The organism is Mesobacillus jeotgali, assembly GCF_900166585.1.
Lineage (GTDB): Bacteria > Bacillota > Bacilli > Bacillales > Cytobacillaceae > Mesobacillus > Mesobacillus jeotgali_A.
The window spans coordinates 665,654-679,469 of sequence record NZ_FVZC01000008.1 but is presented as its reverse complement, the minus strand read 5'-3'; the positions used below and the strand labels follow the sequence as shown (position 1 = coordinate 679,469).

Here is a 13,816-nt window from a genome sequence, read left to right as displayed (position 1 = left end):
GCCGATTCCCCTTTCTGTCAGAATTAAGAATTGCGTGTCTTGTAAAGCAGATATATAAAATATGGTGCTCCGATTCCAGCCGTAAAAACGCCCGCCGGCACTTCTAATGGCGAAAACATCGTACGTCCGATCAAGTCAGCAAGCATGACAAGGATCCCGCCAATGACGGCCGATACGGGCAAAAGAGCACCAAATGCCGATCCGACAAGCCTTCTTGCCATATGCGGAGCCATAAGGCCAACAAAACCGATTCCGCCGGCAAAAGCGACCGAGCTGGCGATGAGTGCAGTGCTGACAAGCAGCAGGACAAAACGCTGCCTCTGGACCTGTCCCCCGACCCCCGTGGCTATGTCTTCCCCGAGTTCCTGTACATTCACATTCCGTGCAAGGATGAAAGCAATCAATAGCATGATGACTGTCCAAGGAACGAGCACCGAGACATTACTCCAGGTAGAACCATACACCGTTCCTGTAATCCAGATATTTGCCTGACTTGCCCGGTAAATCGGACCCATGATCATCATTAAAGTGGTCAAAGCCTGCATCATAGCGGATATGCCTATGCCAATCAAAACAAGGCGCACAGGTGAAACCCCATTTTTCCAGGAAAGAAAATAAACAAGGAACGCTACGATCGAAGCACCTGCAAAAGCTGCTACAGGCATCCATTCTATGCTTACAGTCAATGCATTATTATCACCGCTGAAAACGGCCAGAAAGCCGACTACCGCCACCGATGCCCCGCCGGTTATGCCAAGGATATCAGGCGAAGCCAGCGGGTTTCTTATCATCCCCTGAAGAAGCCCTCCTGCGACGGCCAAACTAATGCCAACCATCAAGGCGACGATGATTCTCGGAAGGCGGAAGGATTGCACGACAAGTCGCTCCATATCGCTTCCCCCGCCAAAAAACACGGCAACCACACTCAATGGACTAATGGCCATATCCCCCATTCCTGTACCGATGACGAACACAGCCAGTGCCGCAACCAGCAATCCGAAGAATATCCCGGCTGCCTTTTTATCTATCAAAAAAGATATATTACCCTTAAAAAACCTTAAGCTTTTATACTTGCTCATTTTCCATTGAACCCCTTTCTCGCTATATAAATGAAAAATGGAGTCCCAATCATCGCCGTCATGACACCCACAGGAATTTCCTGCGGCATCAATACGTATCGGGCAGCGATATCCGCCGCCAATAACAGCATTCCTCCAAATAGCGCCGAGAAAGGTATCACCCAGCGGTGATCAATGCCGACCACCGCCCTTGTCAAGTGGGGAATGACAATTCCTATAAATCCAATAGGTCCTGCTACCGCAACAGCTCCGCCAGATAGAAGAACAATGATCACGCCTGCAGCAAGCTTTACAAGACCTGTATTCAAACCAAGCCCCTTTGCTACATCCTCACCCATTGATAAAACGTTCATTTTTGAGGAAATAAGGATTGCTGCCAGCCAGCCAAATGCTAAATAAGGCAGGACGCTGATGAGAGTTTCCAGCCTGCGCCCCTGGACAGAGCCCGCAAGCCAGTAGAGAACCTGTTCCAGCGCTGCTTCATCGAGTACGAGCAAACCCTGAGTGAAGGATGAAAACATCGCTGACATCGCTGCCCCTGCAAGTGTCAACTTCATCGGAGTCAAACCTTCACGGCCAGCAGAACCAATCACATAGACGCTTAGAGCCGCCAGTGCAGCACCAAAAAAGGATATCCATGCAAATGCCTGAAGACTGCTGACTGAAAACATCGTCACAGCTACTACCACAGCGAATCCAGCTCCGGCATTGACGCCAAAAATTCCTGGTGAAGCAAGCGGGTTTTTCGTCAATGTTTGCATCAGGACACCGGCAATCGCCAGGCTGGCACCGACAGCAGCTGCAATCAGAGCGCGCGGCAGCCGGACGGATTGAATGATAATATGTTCATTCGAACCATCATAGTTGGTGAAAGCAGCAAAAGCTGTGTCCCATGATGTATCTGTATAGCCATAGACGATACTTGCGGATATTAAAAATAAAATTAATAAGATGGCCGCCATTAACCCGATCCATCTTTGCCCATTGGTTTTCACAAGCATGATGTCTACCTTTCTTTCCCTAATACTAATAACTAAGCTTTGAAAATTCTAAAATAGAATCTTCAAAAGATGCTTATTTTGTTCATTTCAACTTTACGTAAAAAGAAGCTGTTTTTCACCCGTTCAGTAACATGTTCACAAAAACTTCATTGATGATGAAAATCATTATCAATTATTATTGACATCGTATCTAATTGCATTTTATCATAAGGATGCAGTCATTGAAAATGATTATCAATAACATTTAGGAGGATATACATATGAAAGTCACAAAAAATTTGCTTATGCTTATCAGCATGTTCACGATCCTGCTTCTGGCAGCATGCGGAACCGGTGAAGAAAAAGCTAAGGATACAGCAGAGGAACCTAAGCAAAAGGAAGAAAGCTACACAGTTGAACATGCAATGGGTACGACTACTCTGGAAAAGACTCCCAAAAAGATTGTCATCCTGACAAATGAAGGAACAGAAGCCCTTCTGGCACTTGGAGTCACTCCTGTTGGAGCTGTCCAATCCTGGACTGGAGACCCGTGGTATGACCACATCGCAGAAGATATGAAAGATGTTCAGGTTGTCGGTGTCGAGAGCCAGGTTAATGTAGAAGCTATAGCTGCGCTGCAGCCAGATTTAATCATCGGCAACAAAATGCGCCAGGAAGATATTTATGAGCAGCTAAAAGCGATCGCCCCTACCGTTTTTGCAGAGGACCTTCGCGGAAACTGGAAAAATAACTTTGAGCTTTATGCAAAAGCTGTAAACAAAGAGGAAAAGGGCAAGGAAGTACTCGCAGCGTATGATCAGCGCATCGAAGATTTAAAAGAAAAGCTTGGAGATAAAGTAAATACAGAGGTCTCAATGGTCCGTTTCATGGCTGGCGATGTACGTATTTATCACAAAGATTCATTCTCCGGAGTAATCCTTGAACAAATTGGTCTTGCTCGTCCAGAAAATCAGAATAAAGATGACTTTGCTGAAAAAGGTGTAACAAAGGAAAGGATCCCGGCGATGGACGGTGATATCCTGTTCTACTTCACATATGATGAGGGCGACGGCAAAGCAACTGATGTTGAAAAGGATTGGATCGAGGATCCTCTATTCCAAAACCTTGAAGTAGCGAAAAAAGGTGAAGTCCATAAGGTAGATGATGCTATCTGGAATACCGCCGGCGGCGTAATGGCTGCAAACTTGATGCTGGATGATCTTGAAAAACATATGTTGAAATAGGCTCTTTTGATTTGTTGCTCTTGATTACAACATAAGATTGAATGCCATACTTTGTTTGCAAACTTGACTCTTATGAGAAAAGAGCATGCAAAACTTAATATCGACCAGCAAAGTGGCCTTATATACGTTAAAATCGGCTTTAGGATTTTAACATTATCCTTACGAAAGCATCATTTAATAAAATCCCCCCAAGATTTTATTAAACTATCCCCCGCATATCGAAAAACCCGCAATGATTTGCGGGTTCAGCTTGTGGAGAAAGGTACTATTTTTTTCTTCCACAAGCTTTTTTTTATTGGGTAACTTTCTTTTTTATGGACATATTCACCTTTTGAGTTAGGAAACGACTGATCGCCACCATTATCCTAGCTTGGCTAGGTGTGTGGCGATCTTTTTTATATTCTGACACGCTGCGGTGAGTAACACCTGCTCACTCGCATTGTGTAAGCCCCGCAACCGGCAATAGCGAAGCCCATGCAGTTCTTTCGAATCTGCGAAGCTTCGCTCGACTTTTTCTTTTCTATATTTATAAAGCATTTTTCCGGAGAGGGAGAGTCTGTTTAGGCGGACCTTTTCCTTGAAGTCCTCCCACACATGACGAGTTATGACCTTTTGTTTATTTTTTGATCTTGTGCACTCCTTCAGGAGTGGGCATTCTGAACATTTTTTAGAGTCGGACTTATATTCACGGTATCCATCTCTTGTTGTGGTGCGGTAAACCAACTCTTGGTCATTAGGACAAGTATAGATGTCTTGTTCTTTGTCATATGTAAACTTCCATTTTGGGAAAAGACCTTTTGTTGGCTGATATCTCCGATGGGCAATTACACCAAAAATACTTCGGTCGTGTAGACCTTTACAAATTGGATTTGTTAAATATCCTGAGTCGAGCGCCACAGCTTCTACTTTAAATCCAAAACGATCAATTTGACGATCCAATCTAGAAAGGTAAGGGACAGAGTCATGGACATTTCCAGGTGTTACATAGGCATCTGTTATGATATTAAACTTCATATCTGTTGTTCGGTGGTCCAGATAACAGAACATTTCCTGCTTATTATCTCTGGACATGAAGCCACAATCAGGATCGGTTGTACTTTTTCGAATTTCCTTGGTCTCTGTCACCTCCTCTCTTTCTTTTAGTGCTTTTTTCCGTGGTTTGTTCTATCTTCATCAACAGCTTTATTGAGTTCTTCTATGTATTCCCTAGTCTCGATTTCGATTTCTTCACGAGTAAATTTGTGTTTATTTGCATTGGCTTTAAGGTGAGTGGAGTCAGTAAATAACACCCTTCCACCCACCATTTTATGATTAATGGCCAGAAGGACAATTTCATCAAAGATCTCTTGAAAGATGTTCGTATCCTTAAAACGTTTTCGTCGATTCCAACTGATTGTCGAATGATCTAGTACTGGATCATTCAGCTTTAAACCCAGGAACCACCTGTAGGCAACATTCATCTGAACTTCCCGTTCTAATTGTCGTTCAGAACGAATGCCATAAAAATAACCAATGAACATCATCTTAAAAAGCATAATAGGGTCCGAAGGGCGACCGTTATTCTCAGAATAAAATGGACGGACTTTTTTCTCGATAAAAGAAAAATCTATGTACTTATCAACCTTTCGTAGAAAGTGGTCCTCAGGGACCAAGTCTTCAATGAAAACAAATTCAGCTTCATTTTGTGAATCTCTTCTAGGTCTGAACATCCAATCCACCATCCTCAGTAGTATTACTAATATTATAACAAATTAACGCGGTGAATTGATGAAGTTATTAATAAAAAATATAGGCTGTCGAGAGTTTCTCGACAGCCTGAACCCGCAATGATTTGCGGGTTTTTTATTTTTCGTACCTTTTGAACCTAACAACTTCAAAAGACTTTCATAATCCTCCCATTTTCGGAAATGATAAACGTAAATCAAGATTGGCGGAGAGTGCAATGAAGAAGCTATTCAAGAAAAAATTGATGGAAGACATCCAAAAAGAAGCTGCAAGACAGGATACTAATGGCCAAAAGCCTGATCAATATCTAAACGACCACGAGTGGGAAAACCTGTTATTCAAGTCGCACGATTATCGAAAGACTTTTTATGTGAACCAAAAGAGCGCAAAGAAATTTTGTTTTTCCTTTATATCGACTCTTGTGGACGAAAGTGTTCTTCAGAACAATGCCCTTCCTAACCTGCTTGAAGGCGATTTTCATACCATTGCAGATGTCAAAAAACTTCTTCCTATTGCAGATGTACAAATTTCAGACAAAAACGAGGATATTGAAACAAAGCTATTTAATGGATATGTATTGCTAACACTGGAAAATGAAGAAAAGTATTTTGCCTTCATTGCCGCGCAAAAGGAAATCGTCCGGTCAGTTAGCCAGCCAGAAGTAGAGTTCAGCGTCATCGGTCCAAAAGAATCTTTTGTCGAGTCAATTGACCAAAATCTTAATATGATTCGGAAAAGGGTTCCTGTGAAAGAGTTGGTGATTGAAAATTATACCGTTGGCTCAATATCTAAATCCGGTGTCGCCATCCTTTACATAGAGGGCATCACGAACAAGGAAAATGTCAATACCGTGATCCAGCGCGTAAAGGAGATTGAGTTTGACGAAATTACAGACAGCTCCTATATTGTCCAGTTAATTTCCGACAATCAGAATTCCCCTTTCCCGCAGTTGCTTGATACGGAAAGGCCTGACCGGATTGCCGCCATACTTGCAGAAGGAAAAGTCGCCATCCTTGTCGACGGATCACCCCATGCGCTGATTGGCCCAACAACACTGGTAGAATTTTTCGGTTCATTTGAAGACTATTTCCTGAATTATTTACTCTCTTCTTTTTTCCGTCTGATTCGATTATTTGCGGTTGCGTTCTCTATTCTGATTACGCCCATTTATGTGGCAACTTTATCCTATCATTATGAGCTGATTCCAAAAGATCTTTTGAGCACATTGATTACGTCGAGAAGGGAAATCCCGCTCCCTCCGATCCTGGAAGCATTATTCCTTGAGCTGACGATTGAGCTATTGCGTGAGGCAGGAGCCCGGCTGCCCACCAAGGTTGGCCAGACAATCGGTATCGTAGGCGGTATCGTTATCGGTACAGCTTCCGTTGAAGCCGGACTGACCAGTAACGTACTGCTGATCATCGTTGCCCTGGCTGCACTGGCATCGTTTACAACACCTGTCTACCGGATGGGCAACACAATCAGGCTGCTGCGTTTCCCCTTCTTGTTCTTTGCTGAACTCTGGGGTTTGCTTGGGATCGTTGTCGCATTTTCATTCCTTCTGACTCACCTAATTAGACTGACATCACTGGGAAGGCCCTTTTTGGAGCCTCTTTACCCGCCAAGGGTCACTGACTTTAAAGATGCAATCATCCGTCTCCCTTTTACCATGCAGTACAACCGGCCACAATATTTGAGAACCGAAAATCCCAAACGCTTTAATGAGAAAAAAGCGAAGGAAAAGAAGGACATCGATGAATGAGAATTGGAGGTTATGAATAATGCAGCAGCAAGTACCAGAAAGATTGCAGATTTCCCCTTTTCTCGTTCTCTATTTGATTATGTCCATGCAAATCGGCATAGGAGTGCTTGGTTATCAGCGCATCATTGCCAAGGATGCTGGATATGATGCCTGGATGTCCGTCCTGGCTGCTGGTTTTAGCATCCACATTATCATATGGATGATCTATAAAATCTGCGGAACAGTTAATGGGGATATTGTAGCTGCAAACGCTTTTGTATTCGGGAAGAAAATCGGCGCTGCTTTAAGTTCTTTATTCATCGTTTATCTCATGATATTAATTCTGGCGGTCTTGCGGACATATCTGGAAGTAATCCAGGTTTGGATGTTTCCCGAAATCAGTGTGTTCTGGTATAGTTTCGTTTTTATGATTCTGTCTGTCTATATCGTGTTCGGGGGATTTCGTACAGTAACCGGGATTGCTTTTTTCTGTCTCGTCCTGCCAAGTTATCTTCTTCTTACATTCTTTTTTGCTTTAAAATATGCAGATTTTAGAAATCTTCTGCCGGTATTCGATCATTCTATTAAAGAGTTATCTATGGGTGCCTATAATATGGCACTCACCTATATTGGATTCGAAGTCCCGCTCTTTTTCTATCCATTTATCAAAGATGCGCCAAAGTCCCAAAAATGGGCTCATTTGGGTGTATTTTTGACAACGATTATTTACACAGCTCTCGCTATTATTACTTTTGTTTATTTTTCAGAAGCCCAGTTGGCCAAATCCATCTGGGCCACCCTGGAAATGTGGAAAATCGTTACCATGCCGTTCGTCGAAAGGTTTGAATACATCGGAATTGCCAACTGGAACTTGGTCATCCTGCCAAATATATGCATAGCATTATGGGGTTCCAGCATGATTTTAAAAAGGGCATTCAAGCTGCAGCAAAAAAAAGGCGTCATTCTTCTCGCGCTCATCAGTTTGTTTGCGATGTTATTTTTTGATAGTCGTGCCAAAATTAATTTACTGAATGATTGGACCGCAAAAATCGGCTTCGCATTGACCTATATTTATATACCAATTTTATTTATCGGCACATTCATCGCCAAGAAGGTGAGAAGTAAAAATGATAATTAAAAAACTATTTCTGCTCACTGTTTCGGCCGTCCTCCTTTCAGGCTGTGTGGAAAAAGAAATTATTGATGATGTCAATATTGAAATGGGCGTGGGCTATGACATGGTTGAGGATGACTTGATTGAAGGTACCATCATGATTCCCATATTCAATCCTGATAAAAAAATCGGCAACTTCACATACTCTGCCAGGGCTGCAAGTGCCAGGGATCTTGTCCAGGAAGTACAGCGGAAATCTCCCCAGCCGATTGTCACAGGATCCCTGGAAATAGCGTTGTTTGGGAAGGATGTTGCCAGAAAAGGAATCAACGATTTTACCGATGCCTTTCAGCGCGACGCAAGTATCGGTGCAGGGGTTTATTTTGCAGTAGCAGATGAATCGTCTAAACGCATATTAACTGGTACATATGGCAACCGGGGCAACGCCGTTCATTTGTCTCAACTGATCGAGCACAATATGAAAACCAAAAATCTGCCCATGACCAATATGCATCTCTATTTACTTGATCTTTATCAGGAAGGGAAAGATCCCTACCTCCCAATATTTAAAAAGGTGGAGCCTGAAGTCATTGATATAGTAGGAATTGCTCTATTCAAGGATGATAAACTCATGGGCGAACTCTCTCCAGAAAAAATGTTTTTCTTCAAGCTGCTGACAGATAAGTTCAGTGAAGGATCATATAAACTCGAATTAGGTAAGGACACGGCTTTGATTAAGAATTTAGATTCAAAACATAAAATGAAAGTGGTCAGACGGAATCCATACAGTGTAACGGTTGATATAAAGATACATGGGCTGATCCGTGAATATACAGGGCAACTGGTAACACCAGCGGTTGTCAAAGAAATCGAAAAAGCATTTGAAGCGAAGGTCAATAAAGAGGCCACAGCGATGATCAAAGATTTTCAGGAGAAGGGAATCGATCCTGTTGGATTCGGTCATTTTGTCAAAAGCAAAACAAGAGGCTTTGATTTTAAAAGATGGGAAGATGGATACAAGAATATGACTGTCCATGTAAATACGGACGTCATCATTACAGAAGTGGGGATTATTGAATAAGAAGAGCAGGAATCACATGATTCCTGCTCCTTTATGTTGAAGTCGAAAACATATACTTTTTGTAATGGTATCGTATTGAAAAGATCAGGCTTACTGCCAGCATGTTTCCCATCAAAGAGCTTCCCCCGTAGCTGATGAATGGCAGCGGGATTCCCGTGATCGGCAGGAGGCCGATTGTCATGCCGATATTCTGGAAGACGTGGAAGGTGATCATACTGATGACACCGACACAAATATAGGTGTAGAAATCGTTTTTGGTCTCCATTCCAATTTTCGTGATCTGGTAAATCAGCAGGAAAAATAAGCTGACAAGGATACTTGCGCCAACGAAGCCAAATTCCTCACCGATGATGCTGAAGATGAAGTCGGTATGGCTCTCAGGAAGGTATACTTCCCTTGTTCCATAGCCCTTCCCTACCGTTTCGCCGGAGCCAATCGCCAGTAACGATCTCGTCAGCTGGAAGCCCGTTGAACTCTGGTAATTATATGGATCAAGCCAGGAATAGATCCGGCCAAACTGGTACTCTTTTACCCCAAGGTATTTCTCCAGGATTTCCGGCTTCCAAATGACAAAGTAAAAAATGATCGATATCAATGTCAGCCCTGTCCCAAAAATCGGGACAAGCAGCTTCCAGGTAATGCCTGAGATGAAAATCATCCCGAGCATAATGGCAATATACACAAGTGAAGTCCCAAGGTCAGGCTGCTGCATGACAAGCATGAGCGGTGCCAGTGTCACCAGGCCGATCTTAATCAGCAGCCATAAATCTGTCTGGATAGTCTTTAAGCGGTACTTCTGATGATGATCGACTATCACCCGCGCAAGCGCCAGGATGATGAACACCTTGACTAGTTCAGACGGCTGCAGAGTCCCCATTGCCGGCACCTTGTACCAGCTTTTTGCCCCATTGATGACCGGCGCGATACCTGATGGAGCAACAATCAGCCCTGCCAGCAGCACCAGTCCAAAGCCGTACGCATACCAGCTCAGTTTTTGCAGCTGGTCCGAATCCAGTGTGATGACTGCGGTAATGATACCGGCACCGATGACATACCAGATAATCTGTTTGATCAGAAAGTTTTCAGAGCCATACTGCCCCGTTGTCTGGGCACTGTAAATGGCAATGCAGCTGGCAAGAAATAAAAGGATCAATATCGTAACCAGCCCATAGTCGAGCCGGGAATTCGTTTTTTGATTCGTTGTCATGTTTATTCCCCTTTTTAAATGAAGGCGATTTTTGTACGTTGCTCCTATCTGCCTTGTTGAAGAACTGTTCAATACTTCATTATATTTTTTTCGACAATAAATCACAACTTCTGACTCTGAAATGGTTATTATTACATATACAAATTTACAGTAATCGGGCAAATAGACATAGTGATAAGGATGATGCTGCCATCCTGGAACTGTCATCAAAAATAGCTTGCATACCACAGGGACATGTTTCATAGCTTGGTAAGGGACAAAGTCTATGAAAAGAAAAGTGGGGATTCTTCATGCTATCTAAAATTGAAGCTTTCATTCTAGGGCTGATTCAGGGACTGACCGAGTTCTTGCCGATCAGTTCGACTGGGCATCTTTATCTCGGCAGGAACCTGTTTGGACTCGAGGAAGCAGGCCTGCTGCTCGACACCATGCTCCATGTCGGAACACTGCTTGCAGTGTTTGTGTTTTACAGAAATGAATTTATCAAGATTTTGAAAGACCCATTCGGCAAACTGACCTTCCTGCTTGTTGTCGGCACACTTCCCGCTGTGGTTGTCGGATTGCTGTTTGAGGATTATTTTGATGAAATATCCAAGACGGGAGTTACGATTGGCTGGGAATTCCTGATTACCGGAACGTTAATGTGGTTCGCGGATTCGATTAAAGATGGCCGCAAGAAGATGGAAGACATCAGCTATACTGATGCCCTGGTTATCGGGAGCTTCCAGGCCGCAGCTATATTTCCGGCGATTTCGCGCTCAGGCCTGACCATTGTCGCTGCACTTTGGCGAAAACTCGACCGAGAAACAGCAGCCTACTTCTCTTTTCTGCTTTCGACACCTGCAATCCTTGGCGCAATCGTGTTGCAAGGAAAAGACCTTTTCACCAGCGGCAGCGAAACCATTTCACTTCAGGCATTGCTGATTGGCATCATTTCAGCTGCGATATTTGGTTACATCGCTGTAAAATGGATGATTGGCTATCTAAAAAAGAATTCATTGAAACCTTTTGCGATTTATGTGTGGTTAATCGGCCTTGTTGTGTTGTATTTTCAGTATAGCGGCCAGTTCTGAAATTTTTTATAGCGAAAATCTTGGTTTTATAGCGAGTTTTTATTTTTTATAGCGAATTTTTTCTTTTTATAGCGACTTTATACTTTTTATAGCGAATTTTTATTTTTTATAGCGAATTGGAAATTCCGGCTGTTTTTTTCCAGTTTTTAATTACGAAAAATGCACACCATTCAGAGATGGTGTGCATTTTTTCATTTCAGGCAATCCACACAGTTGTGTGTATTTATCAGCAGCCGCCGTCGCCGCCCATCAGGACCAGGCCTTCACGGTACTCGTCATATTCAAGTGACATACCTTCTGTATACTCGACGATATTGGACTCAATTGCTACCTGGATTTCATTTATTACCGTTACATGATCTTCTTCTTCCGGCTCCTCCAGAGCCAGACCAACCTGAGGTCCTCCTCAGCCAAAGCCGCCAAAGTAGACACGGATACCATTTGCATTGCGCTCAGCGAGGATTTCTTTTAAAATGTCGCGCGCTTTATCTGAAATCTGCATTCTTTCGTTTCCTTTCTGCATCAAATATGAGTAGTGTTTAGTTTATCATGAAATGGCCGAGAAATACATAATACTGCCCGGAGTATTTTGTTAAGGTTTTATCTGGAAAAATAATTCCTTCTTTGTGAACAAAATATGATGAATTTCTGACAAAACTAAACGAAACCAAACAAAACTTAACAAAAACTATATCTAACTATTAAATATTTTATTATATTTGAATTAGGAAGAAAAGGAGGGAAACCTTTGCAAATCTATACTCCAGATGAAATCGCTTCCATGCTGAAAATTTCAAAGCATACGGTTTATGAAATGATTAAGCGCGGCGACCTTGCCGCATTTAAAGTGGGCAATAAAATGCGGATAGAAGAAAGCGAGTTTGAAAGATATAAAGCCAGCATGGCCTCATTGCCAGCTAGAAACCGGGGTACTCAAGTATCCGGAGTCAATCTTTCTTTACAGCTCGCGGGCAGCCATGACTTTCTGGTCGAGCAGCTTGTTAAGTACATAGCTTCAGAAGGTACAGGTCTCTCAATCACTCCTTCCTACATTGGCAGTCTCGAAGGTTTGATGATGCTTTACCGCGGAAGTGCTGACATCGCGGCCGTCCATCTGCTCGACCCGACGTCGCAGCAATATAATCTGCCCTTCATCCGCCAGTTGTTTGTCCACGAGCCCATTACTGTGATGAGGCTTGCAGCTAGAGAACAGGGTTTAATCGTGGCAAAGGGCAATCCAAAAAGCATTACAGGGATCAAGGATCTGTCAAGGAACGATGTTACCATTGTCAATCGTCAAAAAGGTGCCGGTACCCGTTTCCTGCTGGATTCCTTCCTTGCAGAAGCGAAACTGGAGCTGACATCTGTGAAAGGCTACGAAAATGAAGAATGGAACCATCTGGGTGCAGCTGCACATATCAGCAGGGGCACAGCGGACGTCGCTTTTGGCATCAGGTGCGCAGCAAGCCAGCTTGGCCTCGATTTCATCCCGCTCACCAAAGAACAGTTTGACCTAGTGTTTCGCTGGACACCTGCCAACACAGAATCGCTCCAGCACATGATCGACCTGATCCAGCTCACCAATTTTAAAGAAAGCATCGAAGATCTTGATGGCTATGATGCCGGGGATTTTGGCAAAATCATTTATGTAAATCATTAACGGAGGCATAGGAAATGAAATTAAAACAGTTAATCTCCATTTTGCTTGTATTAATGTTCGCTTTCGTAACTGGCTGTTCTGATTCAACCACAACGGAAACGCAAAAAAAACCAGAAACTAAACCTGAAAAAACTGACCTGATCCTCGCTACCACTACAAGTACCCAGGACAGCGGATTGCTGGAGGTCCTGAAGCCAGATTTTGAAGAAAAGAACAATTATAATCTCAAAATCATCGCAGTTGGTACAGGACAGGCACTTGAAATGGGAACACGGGGTGAAGCGGACGTCCTTCTTGTGCATGCTCCTGCAGCGGAAGAAGAAATTGTGAAAAGCGGCGATGCCATCAACCGCCAGAAAGTAATGTATAACGACTTCATTATTGTCGGGCCTGCTGAAGACCCAGCGAAGGTAAAAGGCTTAACAGTACCCGAGACATTGACTAAAATCATTGAATCAAAAGCTTCCTTCGTTTCCCGCGGTGATGATTCCGGCACTCATAAAAAGGAACTGGAGCTTTGGAAGAAATCTTCACTTGATCAGAAAAGCCTTGGTGAAGGATACATCGAAGCTGGACAAGGGATGGGCGCAACACTGCAGATCGCTTCCGAGAAAAAAGCTTATACTCTGACAGACCGGGCTACTTTCCTGGCCCAGAAAAAGAACATGCCTGACACAGAGATCCTTGTTGAAGGTGACGAAAGCCTGCTGAATATTTATCACGTTATGCAAGTGAACAAAGAAAAACATGATAAAGTGAATGCAGAAGGTGCGAAAGCATTTGTGGAATATATGGTTTCAGAAGATACAAAGAAGATCATCAAGGAATTTGGCGTCGATGAATACGGCGAACCATTATTCTTCCTTTTCGAATAGATTCTCATTTTACTAGACAAAATTTGAAAGAAAGCCT

At 43.2% G+C, this 13,816-nt stretch carries 11 protein-coding genes; 7 read left to right on the top strand and 4 right to left on the bottom strand.

The genetic code is table 11. The features are described from left to right. Positions 1-23 precede the first annotated feature (23 nt). Together B5X77_RS08420 and B5X77_RS08415 are read right to left on the bottom strand one after the other, a co-directional pair. Positions 24-1,079: a FecCD family ABC transporter permease gene (locus B5X77_RS08420; RefSeq protein WP_079507033.1), complete on the bottom strand. Its 1,056-nt coding sequence runs from the start codon at positions 1,077-1,079 to the stop codon at positions 24-26. After that, positions 1,076-2,080, bottom strand: coding sequence for a FecCD family ABC transporter permease (locus tag B5X77_RS08415; RefSeq protein WP_079507031.1), 1,005 nt, complete (start codon positions 2,078-2,080; stop codon positions 1,076-1,078). The genes B5X77_RS08420 and B5X77_RS08415 overlap by 4 nt, the downstream gene beginning before the upstream one ends. Before the next feature lie 260 nt (positions 2,081-2,340). On the opposite strand from B5X77_RS08415, the gene B5X77_RS08410 reads away from it, so the two are divergent. After that, entirely contained in the window at positions 2,341-3,303 is a 963-nt protein-coding gene (locus tag B5X77_RS08410; RefSeq protein WP_079507029.1) for an ABC transporter substrate-binding protein, read from the top strand. Positions 3,304-3,663: 360 nt separating this feature from the next. On the opposite strand, the gene B5X77_RS08405 is transcribed toward B5X77_RS08410, so the two are convergent. Then, a protein-coding gene (locus tag B5X77_RS08405; RefSeq protein WP_139378312.1) for an IS1182 family transposase occupies positions 3,664-5,012 on the bottom strand; the annotation gives its coding sequence in 2 pieces (ribosomal slippage) (positions 3,664-4,448 and positions 4,448-5,012; 1,350 coding nt in all). Positions 5,013-5,245: 233 nt separating this feature from the next. Between B5X77_RS08405 and B5X77_RS08400 the strand changes: the two genes are divergently transcribed. The 3 genes from B5X77_RS08400 to B5X77_RS08390 are packed head-to-tail and all read left to right on the top strand — an operon-like array spanning position 5,246 to position 8,964. Next, a complete protein-coding gene (locus B5X77_RS08400) occupies positions 5,246-6,790 on the top strand; it encodes a spore germination protein (RefSeq protein ID WP_079507027.1) in 1,545 nt (514 codons plus the stop codon). A 19-nt stretch (positions 6,791-6,809) separates the two neighbouring features. Then, positions 6,810-7,907 carry a GerAB/ArcD/ProY family transporter gene (locus B5X77_RS08395; protein ID WP_176167270.1) on the top strand — a complete coding sequence of 366 codons (1,098 nt, stop codon included), beginning with the start codon at positions 6,810-6,812 and terminating at the stop codon, positions 7,905-7,907. After that, positions 7,897-8,964 carry a Ger(x)C family spore germination protein gene (locus B5X77_RS08390; protein WP_079507023.1) on the top strand — a complete coding sequence of 356 codons (1,068 nt, stop codon included), beginning with the start codon at positions 7,897-7,899 and terminating at the stop codon, positions 8,962-8,964. The genes B5X77_RS08395 and B5X77_RS08390 overlap by 11 nt, the downstream gene beginning before the upstream one ends. A 31-nt stretch (positions 8,965-8,995) precedes the next feature. On the opposite strand, the gene B5X77_RS08385 is transcribed toward B5X77_RS08390, so the two are convergent. After that, positions 8,996-10,171, bottom strand: a complete 1,176-nt coding sequence (locus B5X77_RS08385; protein WP_079507021.1) for an FtsW/RodA/SpoVE family cell cycle protein — start codon at positions 10,169-10,171, stop codon at positions 8,996-8,998. A 290-nt stretch (positions 10,172-10,461) separates the two neighbouring features. Here B5X77_RS08385 and B5X77_RS08380 point away from each other — a divergent pair, with 290 nt between their 5' ends. The 3 genes from B5X77_RS08380 (at position 10,462) to B5X77_RS08370 (ending at position 13,779) form a co-directional block, all read left to right on the top strand. Further along, positions 10,462-11,244 carry an undecaprenyl-diphosphate phosphatase gene (locus B5X77_RS08380; RefSeq protein ID WP_079507019.1) on the top strand — a complete coding sequence of 261 codons (783 nt, stop codon included), beginning with the start codon at positions 10,462-10,464 and terminating at the stop codon, positions 11,242-11,244. A 748-nt stretch (positions 11,245-11,992) separates the two neighbouring features. Continuing rightward, positions 11,993-12,904, top strand: coding sequence for a helix-turn-helix transcriptional regulator (locus B5X77_RS08375; RefSeq protein WP_257391754.1), 912 nt, complete (start codon positions 11,993-11,995; stop codon positions 12,902-12,904). A gap of 14 nt (positions 12,905-12,918) precedes the next feature. After that, a complete protein-coding gene (locus tag B5X77_RS08370) occupies positions 12,919-13,779 on the top strand; it encodes an ABC transporter substrate-binding protein (RefSeq protein WP_079507017.1) in 861 nt (286 codons plus the stop codon). The last annotated feature ends 37 nt before the right edge of the window (positions 13,780-13,816 follow it).